General features: G+C 49.7%; 20 protein-coding genes. 3 read left to right on the plus strand and 17 right to left on the minus strand.

The genetic code is table 11. From position 1 onward, the window contains the following. Window positions 1–69: 69 nt before the first annotated feature. The 11 genes from RB297_RS06515 to pdxR form a co-directional block, all read right to left on the minus strand. Window positions 70–1,011: a copper amine oxidase N-terminal domain-containing protein gene (locus RB297_RS06515; RefSeq protein WP_375120086.1), complete on the minus strand. Its 942-nt coding sequence runs from the start codon at window positions 1,009–1,011 to the stop codon at window positions 70–72. A gap of 148 nt (window positions 1,012–1,159) precedes the next feature. After that, window positions 1,160–1,984 (minus strand): GNAT family N-acetyltransferase, encoded by an 825-nt coding sequence (locus RB297_RS06520; protein ID WP_375120087.1) that lies wholly within the window; start codon window positions 1,982–1,984, stop codon window positions 1,160–1,162. 42 nt (window positions 1,985–2,026) lie between these two features. Next, window positions 2,027–3,517, minus strand: coding sequence for an arylsulfatase (locus RB297_RS06525; RefSeq protein WP_375120576.1), 1,491 nt, complete (start codon window positions 3,515–3,517; stop codon window positions 2,027–2,029). Between the two features lie 135 nt (window positions 3,518–3,652). Next, window positions 3,653–4,498, minus strand: coding sequence for a hypothetical protein (locus RB297_RS06530; protein WP_375120088.1), 846 nt, complete (start codon window positions 4,496–4,498; stop codon window positions 3,653–3,655). Between the two features lie 118 nt (window positions 4,499–4,616). Then, window positions 4,617–5,309, minus strand: coding sequence for an aspartate/glutamate racemase family protein (locus tag RB297_RS06535; RefSeq protein ID WP_375120577.1), 693 nt, complete (start codon window positions 5,307–5,309; stop codon window positions 4,617–4,619). Between the two features lie 271 nt (window positions 5,310–5,580). Then, a complete protein-coding gene (locus tag RB297_RS06540; protein ID WP_096774114.1) occupies window positions 5,581–6,234 on the minus strand; it encodes a M48 family metallopeptidase in 654 nt (217 codons plus the stop codon). Between the two features lie 61 nt (window positions 6,235–6,295). Then, complete coding sequence (gene hprK / locus RB297_RS06545) at window positions 6,296–7,213, minus strand: HPr(Ser) kinase/phosphatase (protein WP_009593767.1); 918 nt, start codon at window positions 7,211–7,213, stop codon at window positions 6,296–6,298. Between the two features lie 112 nt (window positions 7,214–7,325). Next, window positions 7,326–8,699 (minus strand): hypothetical protein, encoded by a 1,374-nt coding sequence (locus RB297_RS06550; RefSeq protein ID WP_375120089.1) that lies wholly within the window; start codon window positions 8,697–8,699, stop codon window positions 7,326–7,328. Window positions 8,700–8,820: 121 nt separating this feature from the next. Beyond that, on the minus strand, window positions 8,821–9,150 hold the full coding sequence (gene csaA / locus RB297_RS06555; RefSeq protein WP_375120090.1) for a chaperone CsaA: 330 nt from the start codon (window positions 9,148–9,150) through the stop codon (window positions 8,821–8,823). Between the two features lie 174 nt (window positions 9,151–9,324). Continuing rightward, complete coding sequence (locus RB297_RS06560; protein WP_375120091.1) at window positions 9,325–10,200, minus strand: arylamine N-acetyltransferase family protein; 876 nt, start codon at window positions 10,198–10,200, stop codon at window positions 9,325–9,327. 108 nt (window positions 10,201–10,308) lie between these two features. Next, window positions 10,309–11,733, minus strand: a complete 1,425-nt coding sequence (pdxR, locus tag RB297_RS06565) for a MocR-like pyridoxine biosynthesis transcription factor PdxR (protein ID WP_213578934.1) — start codon at window positions 11,731–11,733, stop codon at window positions 10,309–10,311. Between the two features lie 257 nt (window positions 11,734–11,990). Here pdxR and RB297_RS06570 point away from each other — a divergent pair, with 257 nt between their 5' ends. Beyond that, on the plus strand, window positions 11,991–12,515 hold the full coding sequence (locus RB297_RS06570; RefSeq protein WP_375120092.1) for a thioredoxin family protein: 525 nt from the start codon (window positions 11,991–11,993) through the stop codon (window positions 12,513–12,515). A gap of 256 nt (window positions 12,516–12,771) precedes the next feature. Continuing rightward, window positions 12,772–13,704 (plus strand): L-lactate dehydrogenase, encoded by a 933-nt coding sequence (locus tag RB297_RS06575; protein WP_096774118.1) that lies wholly within the window; start codon window positions 12,772–12,774, stop codon window positions 13,702–13,704. A gap of 82 nt (window positions 13,705–13,786) precedes the next feature. Here RB297_RS06575 and RB297_RS06580 read toward each other — a convergent pair whose 3' ends face one another. Next, window positions 13,787–14,380 carry a LysE family transporter gene (locus RB297_RS06580; RefSeq protein WP_096774119.1) on the minus strand — a complete coding sequence of 198 codons (594 nt, stop codon included), beginning with the start codon at window positions 14,378–14,380 and terminating at the stop codon, window positions 13,787–13,789. A 128-nt stretch (window positions 14,381–14,508) separates the two neighbouring features. Between RB297_RS06580 and RB297_RS06585 the strand changes: the two genes are divergently transcribed. Next, entirely contained in the window at window positions 14,509–15,066 is a 558-nt protein-coding gene (locus tag RB297_RS06585) for a helix-turn-helix domain-containing protein (RefSeq protein ID WP_096774120.1), read from the plus strand. A 79-nt stretch (window positions 15,067–15,145) separates the two neighbouring features. On the opposite strand, the gene RB297_RS06590 is transcribed toward RB297_RS06585, so the two are convergent. Genes RB297_RS06590 through RB297_RS06610 form a run of 5 tightly spaced genes read right to left on the minus strand, consistent with a single transcriptional unit; the run spans window position 15,146 to window position 19,755 of the window. After that, window positions 15,146–15,922, minus strand: coding sequence for an ABC transporter permease (locus RB297_RS06590; RefSeq protein WP_096774121.1), 777 nt, complete (start codon window positions 15,920–15,922; stop codon window positions 15,146–15,148). A 15-nt stretch (window positions 15,923–15,937) separates the two neighbouring features. After that, entirely contained in the window at window positions 15,938–16,714 is a 777-nt protein-coding gene (locus RB297_RS06595; protein WP_096774122.1) for an ABC transporter ATP-binding protein, read from the minus strand. Between the two features lie 13 nt (window positions 16,715–16,727). Then, window positions 16,728–17,738 carry an ABC transporter substrate-binding protein gene (locus RB297_RS06600; protein WP_213578940.1) on the minus strand — a complete coding sequence of 337 codons (1,011 nt, stop codon included), beginning with the start codon at window positions 17,736–17,738 and terminating at the stop codon, window positions 16,728–16,730. Next, on the minus strand, window positions 17,731–19,185 hold the full coding sequence (locus RB297_RS06605; RefSeq protein WP_375120093.1) for an aryl-sulfate sulfotransferase: 1,455 nt from the start codon (window positions 19,183–19,185) through the stop codon (window positions 17,731–17,733). The genes RB297_RS06600 and RB297_RS06605 overlap by 8 nt, the downstream gene beginning before the upstream one ends. Window positions 19,186–19,212: 27 nt before the next feature. Further along, complete coding sequence (locus RB297_RS06610) at window positions 19,213–19,755, minus strand: MarR family winged helix-turn-helix transcriptional regulator (protein WP_096774125.1); 543 nt, start codon at window positions 19,753–19,755, stop codon at window positions 19,213–19,215. Window positions 19,756–19,849 lie beyond the last annotated feature (94 nt).

A 19,849-nucleotide genomic window follows, 5' to 3' on the forward strand; every position in this document is an offset into this window, starting at 1 on the left:
CTTTATCAAAGACTTTATTAATAGAAAAAAGCCGCTGATCTCGTTCCGATTAGCGGCTTAGAAATTCACCTATTCTGCTTTCTCTTCATAGACAACGACGGTCTGACTTTCCGCTTCCCACTTGACGGTTGCATTCAATGCCTCGCTTATAAATCGTACGGGCACATACGTATTGCCCTTTGTAACGGTAGCTGGGGCATCCAGCGAAATTTTCTTGCCATTGACGGACGCTGTTTTACTGCCAACCAGGAGTTGGATGCTCACTCCGTCCTTCGAGACGGTGATGGAACGCTTTTCAGGATTCCATATAACCTCAGCCTCCAAAGCCTCGGCTATGGCGCGAAAAGGAACATATGTATTGCCTTTTTTGACAAACGGTTCGGTGTCCGAAGCTTCGCCGTTCACATACAGCTTAACTCCATTCTTTTTACCTGCCTTTTTATTGAGCTTTCCCATGGTTTTGTAAAGATCCAGGTTTTTAAAATTGGCTTTGATGGCTTCTTCTTGCAAATACACGGCTTCAGTCACGCTGCCGTTTGTTTCAAGCATGTCCGCTGCCGCTTCTAACGCCTTGTCCTTTTCTATAATGGCCTCAAGTTGTTTTTGTTGCTCGTCCGTTAACTCGGCCGCATATTCGGTAAGCAAAATATTGGCTAGAACGGCGCCTGCCGGTTTATCCTCAACGTTTTGAATGGCATTTAGCAAACCTTTGTATCCTTTGTGTCCTTTGTTCTTGGAATCGACTTTATCGGTGGAAGGGTCGTTTGCTTTCTCTGTTTCCGACGTTGTGGATTCCTGAACCTGGTCCTCTTCTTTGCTGGACTTATCAGAGGAATCGACTTCCTCGGTTTGCTGCTTGTCATTACGAGTTTCTTTTTCTTTTGGTCCCTTTGGCGATGCCGCGTTACTTGTCTTGCCGGGGGGCGTGTTGCTTGGTTTGGCTGAGATCGTGCCTGCGGCGGTCGCAAACATCAGGGCCGCGCTGGTTAGCAGGATGACTGTTTTTTTCATGATGATTCCTCCTGAATGATCAGATATGCATGCTCCATTCTTTATCGGCAGAAAAAATAGACTTCAATAGATCATCGTAAAGATTTGAATAATGCGGTGAAAATCAAAAAGCCGCCATGAGGGCGACTTTTCTTGCACATCTATTTTGTTATGATCTGCATTCATATTGATAATAGTCTTGTGCATGCACGGCTTTAAATCCAACCGACTCGTATAACCTCAGCGCATGGTCGTTTTTCGTTTCGACTTCCAAGTGCACCGAGTATCCGGCTGAGCTCTGTTCCTTCACGATTCGCCGCAACGCTTTTCTGCCTATTCCTCGGCCCTGATATTCCGGCAATATGGAGAAACCATAAATCCACGCCTGCCCCTCTTCGCGGCTGACTCGAAGCTTCCCGACCGTTTCTTCGTTTACGTCAATCATGAACATACCCGTATTATCAGCAAAATGATGGCTCTCCATCGCCCTGGCATCTTCTTCGTCCAATCCGAATGCTTCCACGGATAAGCGCACGCTTGTTTCATAATCTTCCCATGTTGCCTGCCTCAGCAGAATACCGTCCGAATCCTCAAGCGGCATTTCCTGCCACGTCATTTGATGCTCCGAGAAAGCATGCTCCGCACCTAGTTGGTGCAAAAATGCCTTTGCCGCATCGGATCCCGCTGGCGCGTTCAACAAGATTTTCTTGTATCCGGCGAGTTTTACCTGTTCCATTCCGAGATGAAACAATCGCTGGAAATGCCCTTTTCGTCGTTCGGCAGGCTTTACCATGCCGCATACTTCGACGGTCGAGCCAAACGGATATAGCCCAAGAAACGCTACAAGTTCCTTTTCCTCATAATGAAAAAAATCCAGATTCTCCGTTTTGCGTTCTCTGAGCATTTCCCAATTCAGCTTTAATTGGACATGGTCATGAAGTTCGCACTCGGCTTGCAATCGTTCAATGTCTTTTAGCTGTTGTGTCGTTAGCATGTTATCTCCTAATCGGTTCTGAATGTAATTTACGGTCTCGTGCTATTTCAAAATATGGGATAATACGGCTACCGGCTTCCGGCCGGTGATCAGCTGTTGGCCATCCGTATAACCCTCTTCGCGTCCTTCAAGCTCTCCGATGAGGACCGAACGCCAATACCGGATTCGTTCCTGCCGATCTTCGTCCCCGATCGCGTTGTGCAGCTCATTGGGATCTTCAACCAGATCGAAGAACTGCTCCTTGCCTGTTTGGGAGAACCAGATGTATTTCTCCTTTCCGTCGGTAACCCAATGATTGGACTGAAGCCCTTGAGCGTGCTCTCCATGAAGATGGGGACGCCAAGCAGGCTTGCTTCCCCCATCCCTTCCTGCTGACGCTAGTCTCCAGATGCTCTCGCCTTCGACCGTTTCCGGTATAGGCACGCCGGCCGCTTCCAGCAGCGAGGGCATGATGTCCCGCATTTCCACGACATGATCTGAAACCGTGCCGCTCTTCAGGCCTAAACGGTTGCCGGGATCGTTGACGATAAACGGCACGCGGGTGCTGCCTTCGTACGGAAGAGACTTTCGGAATAAATGATGGTCCCCCAGCAGCTCGCCATGATCGGAAGTAAACAGGATCACCGTGTTGCCTAGCTCCCCATATTCGTTCAATGATTGCAAAAAGCGTCCGATTTGGTGATCGATATGCGTGATCAGGGCGTAATAGGCAGCCATCGCTTTACGCAGACGGCGTTTCGGGACAAGTCCCCGCCCCGTTATAGGGGAGTATCCGGCCAGATCCGGGTCCTCCGTCTCTGCCCAATCGCCAACCGGCGGCTCCGGAATATCGGCATCCTCATACAGATCCAAGTAGGCCTGCGGAGGGTCGAACGGAGGATGCGGCCTGACGAATGACATCCACAGGAAGAACGGCTTCCCGGGGTCCCATCGCCGCAAAAAGTCAATCGACTGCGTTACCACCCAGTTGGTTGGATGCTGCATTTCCGCCAAATGCCAAGGACGAGCGACGGTCGATGAATTGCAGTCCAAACCAAGATCGGTCATGTCGGCGCCCGGCACCCTCTCGCGAAGCCACTGCAAGTAATCGTCAACTTGATCGTAATGCTCCTGCATCGGAATGCCGTGGTTATTGCGGTTGTGATGCAGGTAACCATCGTGAAGCATTACGTTGTGGAACCCCAGCAGATTGCGTGCAGGGTAAACATGCATTTTACCGATACACTGCGTGTGATAACCGGCTTTAGCCAATTCCCCCGGCAGCGTCTCCTTGTAATTCCACGGGACGCAGTCTTGATAGCCGACACGGCCGTGAGCGCGCTGGGATTGGCCGGTGAAGATCGCCGCTCTTGCAGGTACGCAGGTGGGTGTGGCAGAATACGCACGGCTAAACCTTACGCCGCTCCTTGCAAGCTCGTCCAGATTGGGCGTTTCCACCACAGGGTGACCTGCTATGCTAAGGCAATCAAAGCGCATCTGATCGACCGTAATGAGCAGCACATTCGGCCTTCCCTGGCATTGAGTCGAATTCATCATATTCCCTCCTCGGCATGATACTGATATCTATTTGATCATACCTTGTTGCTGAGGGTTGTCAATTACTCTGCGATTATCCGTAATGGCCCAGGATGATTACGACGGTTATGAATCCACCAATCCTACTCTGCTTTACTTCTCTGTTACGTCTACGTTTTTGCCATAGGCTTCAAGCTGCGTTAATGCCGGAAAAAGCGCCTCATCGCCTTTGATCAATCGTTTGAGCACCAACCATTCCACTTTGCGGGGTTGAATCTCAAAATATTGGATGCTCCGGCTTTTCACGGGATAGAGCTGCTCCGTTGAACCATCGGAGAATGCAATCGTGACTTCCTTCCACCAGCTGTCATGAGGAAAATCGCCGCGTAAAACAAGACCGATCCGGTCAAGCTCAACCGTTCGCCCGAAATCCAGCGTCAGCTCCGCATCCGACTGCTGGTTAATACCCCAGGATTGATATGGATAGGAGCCGTGATTGTTGTTGGCATAAATGCCGTCGATCGCATTGCGCGCAAAGAAGGTGGGATCATTTCGGGTTTCCACGTTGGCGTGAGCATGCGGGTAAGCGTTGGAATCATGCTTCTGGTCATGGGTATTCAATGCCAAATTCCGATATTGGGTAATTTCGCTATCCGCCGCATAGCGTACCGAAACATAATGTTTTGTCCCCGTAAATGCCTTCTCTGGGTAGGCTTGCTTGAACGACAACGGTATTTCGTATTCCCAGCTGGTTCCCTTGACATATACCAGGGACGGAAAGAGTGCCTCATCCAACTGAACCACCAAATACCGATTCGGGTGCTCCGTCGTAATTCTAAATTTGTCGCCGGCGGCGTATTCCAGCTGTTGACAGGCCAGATAAGTGAAATCCTCGTCTTCCCGCTCCATCACGCGGTCATGGGAGGATTGCGAATGACGGTCACCTTCCACCCTCACGTTCTGTTCACGATTCAGCAATTCAATTTTGATTCTTGGCATGATCCTTCTCTCCTTGTTCAAGACATATAATGAACTCAAATGGATTTATATGAACCCATACGAACATTATACATCGAACGAAACGAACAGCAACTCCTACGACAATAAACATCAATGATTATTTTTCAAGTGCAAATAGGGCTGCTGTTGTTCCATGAATCTGAGTCGTATCAAAAACAGGAATATTCGTATCGTCCTGTTTAATAAGAAGACCAATCTCAGTACAGCCCAGTATGACTCCCTGGGCACCTTGCTTCTGTAATTGGTTGATCACACGCAAATATTCGTTCTTGGATCGTTGAGAAATAATACCCAAGCACAATTCGTCATAAATGATATGGTTGATAAGTTGTATGTCATCTTCATCAGGAATCAGCACATGAATGCCGGCTGCAATCAGTTTTTCCTTGTAGAAATCCTCAGTCATCGTGTATTTGGTTCCAAGCAAAGCTACGTGATTTATGCCGCTTTCCATGAGCTTCTTCGAAGTGGCATCTGCAATATGAATAATGGGAATACGGATTCTTTGCTGAATGATTGGAGCAACCTTATGCATCGTATTGGTGCAGATTACGATAAAATCCGCACCACCCCTTTCAAGGTTTACGGCAACATCTCCTAAAATTTCTGCGCTCTTGTTCCAATTCCCAACGGCCTGGCATTCTTCAATTTCTTGGAAGTCCACGCTGTATAGCAAAATTTTTGCGGAATGCAGCCCACCCCATTGTTCCTTTACGACCTCATTTATAATCTGATAGTACATCACGGTGCTCTCCCAGCTCATGCCTCCGATGAGTCCAATTGTTTTCATCATTGCCTCCGTAAGTATCAATTTTTCTGTGTCATTACTCTAATGTAAATAGATGTTAAGATCAACGCAAGCAGCAGCCTTCGTAACCGGTCGACAAGACGGCCGTCGTGCCGAAAGCCAGGAATCCGTTAATCATAATGAGCAGCAGCCCTGGCGCCAACGCTGCCAGTGGCCAATGGAATCAGATCAGCCGATCAGCATCCATTCAAAAAAAGGACACTGCCCAAATCAGGCAGTGCCCTAACTCTCTCTATGACTCATAATCAATGCATTACAAAGTCATGGCATGTCCATATTTCGCGAGGAAGGCTTCCTTAGCTTTGTAGTCCTTCATCACGCTGCCGACGCATCGCCAGAAGGATCGGTCATGATTCATATGCAAGAGATGACAGAGTTCATGAATGACCACATAATCAATGACCTCGATGGGCGCCATCGCGAGGCGATAGTTGAAAGTGAGATGCTTCGCCGAGCTGCAGCTGCCCCATTTCGTTTTGGACTCCTCGATGATGAAGGATTTCGGCGTGACTTTGAGCTGCTTCTGATAAATTCGGATTCGTTCCGCGATCACCTTCTTGCAGCTTGCGAAGTAAAATTTCTTCAGATCCCGTTGAAGCTCCTCTTCCGTTCGCCCGTCCGTTTCGATTAACTCATGCAGCGAATAATACTGCCCAAGATGAAGGAATTTGCCTTCATCCTCGTATGCCTTGACCTTCGGAGCCGTTCGGGCTGCCTCGATCGCTTGCAATTGCTTCACGATTTTGCTCCCATGCCGCCTTACGGCGTTGATCACCGTCTCATCGCTTGTACGATTCGGTGCCTTCACCGTGATCAGACCCGATGGGTGGACATGGATCGAAAGCTTTTTGCGTGGACCGTATTCTACATGACATTCGATTTGTAGTTCTCCTACTTGGATTTTCATCTATCACCAACATCGTTTCCGTAAGTTTTTTATTGTCAGATGGCGGAAAGTCGTTTAAACCTCACGATTGCATCTCGTTTTCGATTCGTTTCATAAAGTCTTCGGCCGCACTGTAGCCGAGTTGTTTAAGATACCAATTGTTGGCCGCCGCCTCGATCAGACTGGCTACGTCGCGCCCCGGCTGAAGCTGAACCTCGATATGAGGAATTTGGATGCCTAGATATTCCGTAAATTGAGGCACGGCCTCCAGCTCGTTGTTTAGGGAATTTTCACGCCAAGGCACCAATTCAATGTCAAGCACGATTCGCGTCTCATCCTGAAAAGCCGTGCGCCCGTATTGACGCACCACGTTGATCAACCCGATGCTTCGCAGCGCAAGAAACTCCCGGGTTGTCTCATTATGCGTTCCGAGAAGAGTCGAAGGGCCCAGCTTTTTGAGCACCACGATATCGTCCGCCACAAACCGGTGGCCCCGCCGGATAAGGGTGTGGGCCGTTTCGCTTTTGCCAATACCGGATTTGCCCCGGAGCAGGATTCCAATGCCGGATACATTCACGCACACCGCATGGATCGACATCTCCGGAGCCAGCGTCTTCACCAAATAACTGTTCAACTTGGCAATAAACTCCGTTGTCGTCTCGGTTGTACGCAACAACGGTATGCCTTCCTGATTGCAGAATAGAGTCAGATAAGGGATCTCCTGCTGTCCTGAGGTGACAATAAAGCACGGCGGATGATATTTGACGATATTTCCGATATGCAGTTTGCGTTCTTCTATGCTAAGCGTCAATAAATAGTTAATCTCCTTACGGCCGAGCACCTGCACTCGCTCCATCGGAAAAAAATCGAAATACCCGACAAACTCCAGACCCGGTCTGTGCGTCTGCGGACGGGTAATCATTCGATCCATGCGATTGGCGCCTGCAAGCACTTCCAAATGAAATAACTCCGTAAGACTTTGAACGGTGATCGACTTCATGTTGTTCTCCTCCTGCGGCTATAAGTGTTCCTGAAAAGGCCTGATCATTATTGCAGCATTCGGATATATTCAACGGCCGAGGGGTACTTTCCTGCAACTCATTGCTCAAACGCTAGATGAACGACAGCCTCGCGCCGATTTGACCGATATGGTTAACGTCTGCCCACAAGATGAAATAAGCGTAGAACATATCCCCAATTTGGACAGGGCTCGGATATCTCACAATAAGGGCTGCTTGGTTATTCATCTCCGTTGGCTGGTCAGCTGACGGATAAATGAAGCACGCTTCTTGATTTTGTATCATAGCAGGGACAATCCTTGGAGAAGAACCGTAAGGCATTAATGGATGAAAAGCTTCGGAGCTGCATACATCGGCAATCCGGTCGCCAGACGAAATCGCGGATACCTGGAAGAAACCGTCGAAGCCCTCGTATCTCTCTTCACTGACCGGCCGCCAATTTGCGGGATACGGGAAGGATACCCGGTATACAAGGCTTGTGAACATGCTTTTCGGAACCTTCCTGCCACCTGGGGACCACTGCAAGGCAGTAATCCTGCCTCCGCTAACGACGTGCATCGGCATCTGTTCCCTGATATCGACGATCCAAAGCTGACTAGCGAATTCTTCAACAGTGCACCCGGACAAATAGGCGATTTTGGCACCGTCCGGCGACCAATCGACGGGCGTGGCGAAACAGTTGGAAACTGCAACCGTCCTTTGATCCTGACCGGTACGGCTGTCAATCTGGATGAGCGAATAGTAATTTGGCTCGCTGTAGGCTGTTGCGCTGTAAGCGATGCTTTTAGAATCAGGAGACCACGCGGGAAAATAGTTTTTCGCGAGTGGGCCGCCTTCCAATGCATAGATGGTGCCGTTTGCCAAATCCACCGTCGAAATCATGGAGATGCTTGCTCCAGGGGATGTATACAACGCGAAGGTTCCATCCGGGGAAATCCGAACGTCGTGGAGCGGACCGTCCGTTAGATGTGTGATTTGTCTCCGTTCCGTGCCATCGGTCCGAATGCGGTAGAGCTGCGTAACCCCGCCAGAATCAGGAGACGCAAATAGAAGCTCCATGCCCGAAGGGAACCATTGGGCGTCCGTTGCTCCGGTCTCCGGGATGGAATAGCTTCGATGAGAGGCCGTATCATAAATGACGATCCGATCATTCTTGACATACGCCAAAGACCGGCTATCGGGAGACCAGTCCAGCAGCGTGTACGGTTCGATTTGATCAATTCTGGCTACAGTGAACGATACGGTATCCAGCACATGGACCACATTGCCGATACCGATGAATGCGATACTCCTCCGGTCGGGCGACCAATAGGGAACCGAAAATTCCGCGCCGAGCCCTTGAGTAAGTTGAAAATCAAAACCGTCCTGAGGGCGGTACAGCCATATGTCGAACGATCCGCCGCGGTTCGATGTGTAGGCAATCCACAGTTGAACGATACCATGAGAAACAGTTTGCAAGGCCAACATCCTCTCTTGAATCATCTGATACATCAGATATATTCAAAGGAGGACGGTTAGGCGACCGTCCCGGAACGCATTTATGAGCAGAGCTTCACCATAATACCGACGCTTGGATCGGTAAATAATCTTAAGCGATGGGCGTTCCATTCGGCAGATCGAAATCCGGCTTCAGAAGCACCACGTCCCCTTGCTCCGGTACGCCGCCGAGCACAAGCACCTCAGATTGATAGCCGGCAATGCGTCTAGGCGGGAAATTGACGATGGCCACGACTTGCTTTCCTACAACGCTATCCGCGTCATACCGTTTCGTAATCTGCGCACTTGTACGCTTGATCCCGAGCGGGCCGAAATCAATCTTCATTTTAATGGCGGGAACGCGCGCTTCCGGGAAGGGCTCTGCTTCCACGACCGTCCCGACGCGAATATCCAGCTTGGTAAAATCATCGATGGTTGCCATGCATTTAACTCCTTACAGGTAGGTTATGGAACATGTTCATGTGCTTCGCGACATGAAATTTAAGTACCATCTTACCACCTGGGGTTGCAGGCATTCAAGAGACAGATTGGTTTAGATCGTTCTATGACGAAGGAGATCAGCTTAGGAGTCACACGAGATGCCTGACTGGCCCCTCTAAGATCGTTGATCTTCCACAAGCCTCAGCCAATTCTGATGATGCTTGCACACCTTTGCCCAAATCTGATCCCGTTCTAAAGTGGAGTAGTTGACGAGCGGCTCGTAAAATACGTCCGCCAGGATCTCGAACCACTCCGATTTCGACGAGACCTCTACGGTATCCAGCATGCTGCCGTTCCATTTTCTCCAAATGCAGCCTTTGAGCTCGTTCATGCCCACATCGTGCCGCTGCCTGACAACCAATAGATCCATCCATGGGGATTCCGGCGATCGGCTGTAAAATTCATGATTTGTTTTAAATAATTCCAAGCTGTTTACAACCTCAGGCGCATAATCTACCCCAACATAGGAATAATGGGGATCATGAATCAACCGCCAGCCCTGATCCGTTATGCCGGACGGCTCAAGCACATACGTGAACGGCCCCTGTTCATATTTCCCGAATTTCAATGGAATCGGCTCCCATGGCATATCCCCGAGACCGACGTCGACAAGCCAAGACTCTTCTTCCCCAAGTTCTTCGTTCATGAGGCTGACCGTTAACCCAAGATGGAAGCCGTTAATCCGTGGCTCTTGTCCTAACGGCTGTACGCCGGCCTTATGCCAACTAACCGCATACCCCAAGGCTCGAAGAAGAGCGGTAAAAGCTCCATTCAAATGAAAACAATAACCGCTTCGTTGATGGATCAGCAGTTGCACCGAATTTTGGATATCCAAGGGAGTCGGTTTCCCGGCAAAAATATCCAGGGTCTGCCAAGGAATTCTTGCTACGTGCGCTTTATGCAGCTCGAATAAATATTCCTTTGTCGGAGCCTTGATTTCGGATATTCCTAATCGGTTCAAATACGCCTTTACCTCGCTATGCGTGATCATAAATACCTGCTCTCCTTCTCCTGTTTTTAGCTTATCATAACTAACAAATTGACCTGCATGGAATGGTCAGTTTGTTGGTGTTATAAAAGACAGGAGGGTCCCGAGTGGTTAGTTCATGTTCCAGGCTTTTTGCAGCAGCCGAATGCCCGTTTCCATTTCGGACGCATTCAAGCTGGCAAATCCCAAGTATATCCTCGGGTACTGTCCAGCGTCTTGACGCTGATTTATCCACGTCTTCCGCAAGTCGTATACTTTCACGCCGGCTTTCGCAGCCTCCTGAATCAATTCCTCCGAGGTAGCTTCTTTTTTGACGAGCAGCTGAAGGTGAAGTCCGGCATTCTGACCCGTAATTTCAACAAAGTTGCCAAGATGAGCCTCGATCAGCTCGATCAACCGATGATGTCTTTTCTTGTACAGGTTACGAACTTTGCGAATATGGCGAAACCAATGCCCCTGTTCGAAAAAAGCGGTCATGGCCCACTGCTCCACACGCGATGGGGCAAAAAACACCTCCTGCTGCATTTGGGTCAACTGATGCTGCAGTGCCTGTGGAAGAACCAGATAGTTCATTCGCAGTGCGGGGGTGAGCACTTTCGAGAAGGTGCCGGCGTAAATCACCCGTCCGTTATCGTCCAATCCTTGCAGCGAAGCAATCGGCTTGCCTTGGTAGCGAAACTCGCCGTCGTAATCATCCTCGATGATGTATGCATGTTTAGCATTCGCCCACTCCAGCAATCGTTCCCGCTCCGGATACGGCATAATGCTTCCTGTCGGGAACTGGTGAGAAGGCGTTACGTACACGAGCTCTGCATGACTTTGCTCCAATCGGTCAAGCGAGATCCCCTTATCGCCAAGCGATATCGGAAGAATCTCGCAGCCATTCAGCTGAAATTGATCCCGTACCAGGCTGTAACCCGGTTCCTCAACGGCAACATGCTTCATCCCTTTCAGCATCCTGGAGAGGAGACCTATGCTATATGCCGTTCCGGCACCGATAACTATTTGATCCGGCGTCGAATTGACCCCTCTGGAATTCCGCAAATATTCGGAAACCACGCGCCGAAGGGCGTATTCGCCTTGTGGATCCCCATACCCTCCGATCTCGCATACATGGTGGTCCAGCGCTTCCTTGAGCATTTTATTCCAAATTCGTACCGGGAAGGCAGCTTGATCTAATCGGGTTGGGTTGAAATCGATGACATTGGGATTGGTATGCGCATGGGAACGAATAACCGGTATCGTGGTCATGGAGGGCGGCTGTTGATGCTGTTGGGAGTAGGAGAATTCCTTGTAGGGATTCATGACGTATAGCCCCGACCTCGGTTTGCTGATCACATACCCTTCTGCCGTCAGCATCTGATAAGCCGTCTCGATCGGCGTCTTGCTTATATTAAGCTGAAGCTGGAGGGATCGCACGGATGGCAATCGTTGTCCGTCGGGAATGGCGCCGTTTCGGATACCCTCACGAAGTTGAAGGTATAATTGCTGGTATAACGGAAACTCGCTTTGCTCGGGTAAAAGGATATCAAACATAATGGACCACCTCAGGCTTTTTAATATAAATTCACGACCCACATTCCATTCAATCTGACTTGCATAAACAGCTCCAAAGTGACCATTTCTATGTGGTCAAATATATTCTAAGCTAGCTATAGGCTGAATGTACACTATAACTACCCGTTCAGTACGAAAGGACGAATGAGCCAATGACAACGCTTATCCATCTTCGGCACAAAATAGGGCAAGGCATATCCCCCCGTCAATTTATGGAGGGCATGAGGAGCCTGGAAATGAAACTGAGCCGAATCCCCAACACCAAGGAACAGTTTAGGCAAGTCTATGACCGCTTTCAATGGGACGACCAAGAAGTTCAACGGTTCTTCGCTGAACGTAACGAGCATGGCCAACTGCACTGCCTTATCCTCTGTACGGATTGGTGTCCGGATGTGATCTGGAATGTTCCCGTCTTGTTCCGGGTAATGGAATACAGCCGCATACCGACCGAAGTGCTCATCATGGAAGAGCATCTGGAAACGATGGATCTCTTTCTTACGGGCGGTGGCCGCGCTCAACCGATCGCCCTCTTCCTTAATGCGGCAACCGGCGCGGTTCTTGGACAATGGGGCGCACGACCGGCATACATCCAAAACGTCATGGACGAGTTCAAAAGAAAACACGCTGATAAACAAGCCGATTCGTATCAGGAACAATTGGATCAGGTCTACACAAGGATCGGTGAACTCTACCATGACGGGAACGATTACCGAAAGGTCATGCTTCAGGAGCTAAAGGAGCGGTTTACTTCATTCGCATGATATGGAATCGCACTGACTGCGGTTCGACATCGGCATCTAGGACATGTACAAGGTAACGTGCGATCAAAACCTTCTATAGTGAGCATGAACGTAACTTAAATCACACTCCCACTGCTTAAATCTTCCTGAATATGTTATCATTACTATCGAAAGCGCCTAATGGAGTTGTTGTGTATACAACTGCTAATTAGGGTAAGTAATTAGAAGCTTTCCATGTATAGGATTCATTAACTGAGTGCAAGGGAGAGAAACATGGATGACAAAAAATGAAGCTCAGCGCCCGTCCCGCGTCGTAATCATCGGTACAGGAGCTGTAGGAGCAACGACTGCGTACACCTTATTCTTGCGGGAAAGAGTATCTGAACTGGTATTGATCGATGCCAACCATGACAAGGCTCTTGGCGAAGCCTTGGATATGAACCACGGCCTCCCTTTTGCCGGCGGGGTGAAACTTTGGGCTGGAGATTACAGCGATTGCAAGGATGCAGACATCATTGTCATTGCCGCAGGCTCCAACCAAAGACCGGGCGAGACGCGAATTGATTTATTGAAGCGGAATACGGCCATATTTGACGATATTATTCAAAATATCGTGAAATACAATGATCACGGCATCATTCTCGTGGCTACGAATCCGGTTGATATCCTGTCTTACGTCACATTGAAAAAGAGCGGCTTCCCGGTTAATCGGGTAATCGGTTCCGGTACCCTGCTCGACAGCGCCCGCTTCCGTTATTTGATCGGGCAAAACAAAGGCATCAATCCGCGCAGCATTCACGCCCATATCGTCGGCGAACACGGCGATTCCGAGCTGCCGCTCTGGAGCATCGCCAACATTGCCGGTATCGGGATCGATCTGACGGACGAGGAAAGAGAAGATATCTTTGATCGTACCAAGAACGCCGCATATGAAATCATCAACGCCAAAGGCTCCACTTCCTATGCTATCGCATTGGCGCTTGACCGGATCATCGTCTCCATTTTGCAAAACGAGGGTTCCGTTCTCAATGTGTCCACGCTGCTTACAGACTACCATGGCGTGTCCGACGTATATCTAGGGGTGCCTTGCGTGGTTGACCGCACCGGCGTGCGGGAAATTCTTAGCCTTGAGTTTAACGACGAGGAATTGACCCAATTCCATGCTTCCGCTAACAAACTGAAAGAACAGATTTCCAAAATCTTCGAATAACCCAAACAAGGCTTTCCGGATGAACGTTCCGGAAAGCCTTGCTTTATTTGGTATGGCATCCGTGCACGCCGAGGCCCGCTTGCTATCCATTCGCTGCATAAATTGAGAATGCGCTGTATATCAGAAGCAGTCCCATCAATACATTAAACGTACGTTCATATCGGGACAACAGGTTCTGGAACAGCGAACCGCATAGCGCCCAGGTCATATTGGCGCAAATGCCAACGATGGTGAGCAGTATCGAGAATAATAACAGCTGCACATGGGTTGTTGCGATTGGCATCACGAAGGTCGATACGGCCGTAATCCCGTATAAAATGACCTTCGGATTCATGAATTGAAATATGAATCCGAACGTAAAGCTGTTAAATCCGCCTGGCTTATCATCTGCATCCCCCTGCGGCCTGCTTCGCATGATTTTTACGGCAAGATAAATCATATACAGGAAACCGATCATATTCATAACCGATCGAATCTTCGGGATATATTGATACATTGCCAAGTTGAAGTAACTGGACAGCAGCATGATGATCAAACACCCGGTTGCAACCCCGCCGATAAAGCGCATCGTTGCTCGAAAACCGTAACTTCGTGCATTGGTCATCGAAATAATGTTGTTGGGACCGGGCGTAAATGAAGCTACAATGGCATAGGTCAACAGCGGAAGGATAAACAAGCTCTTAACTCCTTTCTTGTATGTATGTTATAGTGATTCTTATCGGTCGTTATAGCGACCGTGCGTTATCATTATACTTTATGTATGTTATAACGTACAATATGTACAGTATAGAGGTGAACCATCATTTGAAGCCCATCAATCTGATATTGGCGAACAATTTAAAGGTGCTCCGGGAGCAGAGAAAGCTGAGTTTGGATAAAGTCGCGGAAATGACCGGCATCAGCAAGACGATGCTGGGTCAGATTGAACGCGGGGAATCGAGCCCCTCCATAACCACCGTATGGAAGATTGCCAACGGATTAAAGCTTTCTTTTTCGTCGTTGATCAATGAGCCGCATTCCGGTACCGTCGTGGTATCACGGGAAGAGGTGCAGGCACTGGTTGAGGATAACGGCCGCATTCGAATTTATCCGTATTTCCCGTATGAAGACGGGCGGCGCTTCGAGATGTATTCATTAGAAATGGAACATGGCGGTTATTTAAGTGCAGAGGCACATATCGAGGGTACGGAAGAGTTTATTACCGTTTTCGATGGTGAGGTCACCATTCGTGTCGATCATGAGGAATATACGGTAAAGCAAGGTGAATCCATCCGCTTCAAGGCAGACAAACCACATGTCTATCACAATTCGGGTAATTCCCTGAACCGGTTAAGCATGGTGATCCATTATTCCGGATCATGATGTCGATGGAAGAACAGCAACGGCACCCTTCATGAAAAGGGTGCCGTTGCTGTTTTGATGCTGTTGTATTATTAACGTTTTACCGACGCAGCGAATTTGCGCTGACCACCCCATACCGGGACAGCAGCTTGCGGCCGAGCAGCCCCACGGCCCGGTCTGTCAGGAATCCCATCAACCCCAGGCAGATCAAGCCGACAAATATCCAATCTGTACGGAAGAACAATCGTGAATTCCATATAAGATAACCAACGCCTTCATTGGATGCAATCATCTCGGCCCCGATAATCGCCATGAACGAGGTTCCCATGGCAAGCCGAATGCCGGTGAACATGAAAGGGACGGTTGCAGGAATGACGACATGCAGCACAATCTGCCATTCGGACGCCCCCATGCTGCGGGCGGAGCGGATCTTATCCTCCTCAACGGATAAAACGCCCGTCAGCGTATTCAAGACCACGATGAAGAAGGTTGCATACAGAATAAGCATGATCTTCGATGTCTCCCCGATGCCGAACCAGACCAGAAACAGGGTTATGAACGCAATCGGAGGAATGAACCGAATGAAATTGAGGAAAGGCTCGGCGAAAGCACGGATCGGTCCGACCTTCCCAATCATGATTCCGACCGGGATCGCTAGCAGACTGCCAAACGTCCAGCCAAGCAGCACGCGGTACGAACTGATTCCGATATATTGAATCAAGGTGCCGTCCGTCAACAATTCGTATCCGCCCTTTGCCGTATAGACGGGACCGGGCAGAATTTCCGGGCCATACGCAAGGGACAGCAGATGCCAGAAGCCAAGTCCTACCATCCATAACAGGATATGCAGGGACCATTTTTTTAGATGATTGCTCACGGGAACGCCTCCTCACTACTCGTCAAAATGCGATTGGATTTGGTTGTACAGGGCATGGAAGGCCGGGTCTGACAAATCTCTCGGGTATGCAAGCGGCACCTCATAGATATCCGTTATTCTAGAGGAAGGTCCTGCAGACATAATGCCGATGCGTCCTCCCAGCAGAAGTGCCTCCTGAATATCGTGCGTCACGAAGATGACGGTTTTGTCCGTATCCTGCCATATGCGGACCAATTCCCTTTGCATCGTGCGTCTTGTCATCGCATCCAATGCACCGAACGGTTCATCCATGAGCAGGATCGAGGGATCATTGGACAACACCCGTGCCAGCTGTACCCGTTGTTTCATGCCGCCAGACAGTTCGCGCGGATATTTGCTTTCATGTCCCGCAAGGCCCACGAGCTCAATAAATTCGCCGGATATCTCCCTTCTCTTCTCAGCTGGCATCCGTTTCATGCGGAGGCCGAACTCCACATTCTCCCTAACCGTCAACCACGGAAACAAGGATGAGTCGGCTTGCTGAAACACGACGGCACGATCCTGGCCGGGGCGCTCCACTTCCTTTTCCCCTACCCTTACTTGACCTGATGTCTTGGAGACGAAGCCGGCGATCAGACTGAGCAGCGTCGACTTCCCGCACCCGCTCGGTCCCAGCAGGACGAAGAACTCCCCGCCTTTAACCGCCAGGCTGACGTCCTGGATGATATAATGTAAACCGCCTGCTGATGCCTGCGTGTAACTTTTATTCAACTGCGCAATATGGATTTCATTCTGCCTTGACGCTGCTCTCATTTTCATCATCTCCTTACTTCAAATCAATGACTCGATCCGGGAAGGCTGTTCTTACCAAATCCAGATTCAATTTATCATTCAGCTCGAAATCCTTCTCGATGATGCCGTTAGCGACCATGTATTCCTTCTGTCCCCGCAATCCCGCATAGGCTTTGTCCGTAAATCCAATGCTCCATGGATTCTTCGGCAAATCCTTTAAGGTCGCTTCCTTCGGCTGCTTGACTTCTTCGTACATCAAATCCGCTGTTTCCTCCGGATGGGCTTGGGCATAAGCCGACGCTTCATCCAGCGCTTTCAGAAGCGCTACGAATCCTTCCTTGTTGCTGTTGATTAATTCATTTGAAGCGATCAAACCGGTGCCAAGCCTTACCGGCGTCTTCGACATATCCGATAGCTCTCTGGCTTCGGCAAGGGCACCGAACTTTTCGTTCAGCACTGCGCCATATACCCATGCGGCGTCAATTTCTCCTTTTTTCAGCGCCACGTAGGCCTCGTCGAAGCCTCCTTGCCCGATCAGCTCCACATCCGACAATGCAACCCCGTTATCGGCGAGATAAACATCCCACAGATAGGGAATGAATGTGCCTCTGGAGAAACTCAATTTCTTGCCCTTGAGATCGGCAGCGCTGGCGATCTCTTTACGGACGAACAGTTTCCATTCGCTTGCGCTCAAATCCGTGGCTGTTCCGGTTGAGGCGAATATAGAGTAATCGCCTTTGCTAACAGCATTCAGGAGTGGGAAGTCTGCACCGAATGCAACATCCACCTGCTTAATAAACAAGGAGTTCACGCCTTCGGCCGGCGTTGCGAAGTTCACCAGCTCGGCATCAATCCCGTGTTTGTCGAAGATTCCCTTGCTCTTAGCTATACGAAACACCGCATTCGTGGAAATATCGGCGATTTTCAATTGAAATTCACTCTCTTGACTGTCACCGCTGGCCTTACCGCATCCGCTAAGCAAACTCATTGCCAGCGTCGATATCAGAAACCAAGCATGCCATCGTTTCAAATAAGGTCTACGCATCGCGATCCCTTTCTTTCTGCGTTATTTCATCGGTCCTGGCCACGCATAACGCTCCCTCCCCATAGGAGATCGTGCCTTCTACTTCCACGGTACTAACGGCACCTCTCGGTGCGGCACCTGGCAGGCGGTAATCTGCCACATCAAGCGGAGCAATCTCGGTCTCTATGGGCAATTCAAGCTGTGGCACCCATTCATAAGGAACCCGGTATGCGCGGTAGACCATATTGGAGTTGCGGATATTTTTATATGGCGAAATATATTCCCATACCAGTTCAAATTCTCTTGTCACCTCGAATATTCGGCCGTCGGCTCCTTCGGTAATCAAGGTGTTGCCGTTGGGCAGACGCTGTGCTGAGCTGATATACGGACTGTAGAAGCGGTAAGAGTCCAGCGGAGCCTGAAAGCCGGCCTCCATGGGCGTATACTGCCATTCAATCTCTAAGGTTACGGGATTGATTTCCAGAATTCGCGAATGGTCGCGCCGCGCTATTTTCAAGCCATCTGCCGCTTCCGGATTCGGCTTTCCGTATCCGCCCCAGCCGCCGTTGTCGAAGATCAGAATATTGCCTTCGCCCGGAAGTCCCTTCGGTATGAGGTGAGCATGATGCTGGCCGATAATCCAGCCAATATGCTTCGTTTCTTCCGTGGAATAGTCAGGGCCAAGCTTCCAGACAATGTTCCCGGTTTTTTTGTCGATGATGGCAATAATGTTCGTTTCCCGTGCATCCCAGATCATATTATCGGGATGGAAGCGTTCGTCCCCCGCATCATAAAACCGGTTAGGACCAAGCACAGATACCGAGTTAATATGCATCCAATCCCCGGCATGGGCTCCGAAGCCGCGGGTATTCGGATCACGGGATAACGCTAGCTTCGCGTCTTCATCAAACCCGAGTTCATCAAAGTGATCGCTAACCGCCCATTCCCAAATGACATTGCCTTCCCAATCCACTTCGATGATCGTATCGTCCAATAGTTCGATGTCGGAAATTTCGGGACGGTTCACATTTTTGTGAGCAAGAATAAGCGTATTGCCGGAACCTACCTTCGGATCCTGCCCGGGTACATAATAACCGACGGGATTGCCCTCCCGCTGGTAATCATGATGCTGTCGAGCCATCCATTGTGCCGGATGACCCGGGTCCTCTATGTATTCATAACGATCGAATTTCCAGACGATATTGCCCTCCCAGTCGACCTGTACCAGATTGGTTTCATCCTGAAACCCGTACTTCGGATCGCGCTCTGAGGTGCTCCCAAGCACATAACCTCCGGGAAAGAGCTTGTTCGGAAATCCCCGAAGCCCTTTCCATAAGTGAACCTCCCTGCCGTTCATGTCAATCAGGAGGGCGCCGGTATCCGCGGCTTGATAAATCGTGTAGCCGTTCCACGCCTTCCCCGGTTGAAATACGGTTGTACCCGTTGGATAAATCGTTGGATGTCCCATCGTTCAACTTCCTTTCTAATATGAATTTTAGTAAGAAATGAATTTGTTCGAGCGTTTCAGTGAGCCTGGTTTGCTATGATCAATTGCTGCCGGCGTATCGAAAGATGGGCGGGGCGGCCGAAGCACGAAATCCGAGAAGCCCTCCAGATGATCGTTCAACCGTTCAAAATAATGGATCAGATCCCGCAGCTCCTCCTGCGAGAATATTCCGAATATTCGTTCGATCGAACGCCCGCCTATGTATTCGTTACGCTTCACCATTTCTCTTCCAGCATCCGTGATGTCCAGCACAATCGATCTCCGATCGCTCTCGCTCCGTCTTCTTACCGCGAACCCGCAAACCTCAAGTTTATCGCACAAGGCCGTTACCGCTCCGGACGTAAAATCGAGCTGTTCCGCAAGCTCCCCAAGCTTCTGCTCCCCATCCCGCAATATGGTGTTCAGGATCAACAAACCTGGCAGCGATACGCCTTCTATCGAGATTTTGTCACGCTCCTTGACAAATCTCCGCACCATTTTGCGAAAATGCCAATCCGCCTCTTCCATTAATGCCCAATCCGTTTCTTCCATGCCGCTCCTTCCTGTGGAACGATAGCCTCAGACTCCAAGTCATAATCCGTAACGATGTCCGGAAAATACAGAAAGGCTCCCATTTCCCCTTCCG

Origin of the sequence: Paenibacillus sp. CR_12 (assembly GCF_041953985.1) — a bacterium.
In the GTDB taxonomy this organism is placed as follows: Bacteria; Bacillota; Bacilli; order Paenibacillales; family Paenibacillaceae; genus Paenibacillus_AQ; species Paenibacillus_AQ lautus_A.

What these genes read in the sequence shown, in the direction of transcription:
- RB297_RS06515 (WP_375120086.1), bottom strand. Translation starts at nt 1,011, where the DNA reads ATGAAAAAAACAGTCATCCTGCTAACCAGCGCGGCCCTGATGTTTGCG.
- RB297_RS06520 (WP_375120087.1), bottom strand. Translation starts at nt 1,984, where the DNA reads ATGCTAACGACACAACAGCTAAAAGACATTGAACGATTGCAAGCCGAG.
- RB297_RS06525 (WP_375120576.1), bottom strand. Translation starts at nt 3,517, where the DNA reads ATGAATTCGACTCAATGCCAGGGAAGGCCGAATGTGCTGCTCATTACG.
- RB297_RS06530 (WP_375120088.1), bottom strand. Translation starts at nt 4,498, where the DNA reads ATGCCAAGAATCAAAATTGAATTGCTGAATCGTGAACAGAACGTGAGG.
- RB297_RS06535 (WP_375120577.1), bottom strand. Translation starts at nt 5,309, where the DNA reads ATGAAAACAATTGGACTCATCGGAGGCATGAGCTGGGAGAGCACCGTG.
- RB297_RS06540 (WP_096774114.1), bottom strand. Translation starts at nt 6,234, where the DNA reads ATGAAAATCCAAGTAGGAGAACTACAAATCGAATGTCATGTAGAATAC.
- hprK (WP_009593767.1), bottom strand. Translation starts at nt 7,213, where the DNA reads ATGAAGTCGATCACCGTTCAAAGTCTTACGGAGTTATTTCATTTGGAA.
- RB297_RS06550 (WP_375120089.1), bottom strand. Translation starts at nt 8,699, where the DNA reads ATGTTGGCCTTGCAAACTGTTTCTCATGGTATCGTTCAACTGTGGATT.
- csaA (WP_375120090.1), bottom strand. Translation starts at nt 9,150, where the DNA reads ATGGCAACCATCGATGATTTTACCAAGCTGGATATTCGCGTCGGGACG.
- RB297_RS06560 (WP_375120091.1), bottom strand. Translation starts at nt 10,200, where the DNA reads ATGATCACGCATAGCGAGGTAAAGGCGTATTTGAACCGATTAGGAATA.
- pdxR (WP_213578934.1), bottom strand. Translation starts at nt 11,733, where the DNA reads ATGTTTGATATCCTTTTACCCGAGCAAAGCGAGTTTCCGTTATACCAG.
- RB297_RS06570 (WP_375120092.1), top strand. Translation starts at nt 11,991, where the DNA reads ATGAAACTGAGCCGAATCCCCAACACCAAGGAACAGTTTAGGCAAGTC.
- RB297_RS06575 (WP_096774118.1), top strand. Translation starts at nt 12,772, where the DNA reads ATGACAAAAAATGAAGCTCAGCGCCCGTCCCGCGTCGTAATCATCGGT.
- RB297_RS06595 (WP_096774122.1), bottom strand. Translation starts at nt 16,714, where the DNA reads ATGAGAGCAGCGTCAAGGCAGAATGAAATCCATATTGCGCAGTTGAAT.
- RB297_RS06600 (WP_213578940.1), bottom strand. Translation starts at nt 17,738, where the DNA reads ATGCGTAGACCTTATTTGAAACGATGGCATGCTTGGTTTCTGATATCG.
- RB297_RS06605 (WP_375120093.1), bottom strand. Translation starts at nt 19,185, where the DNA reads ATGGGACATCCAACGATTTATCCAACGGGTACAACCGTATTTCAACCG.
- RB297_RS06610 (WP_096774125.1), bottom strand. Translation starts at nt 19,755, where the DNA reads ATGGAAGAAACGGATTGGGCATTAATGGAAGAGGCGGATTGGCATTTT.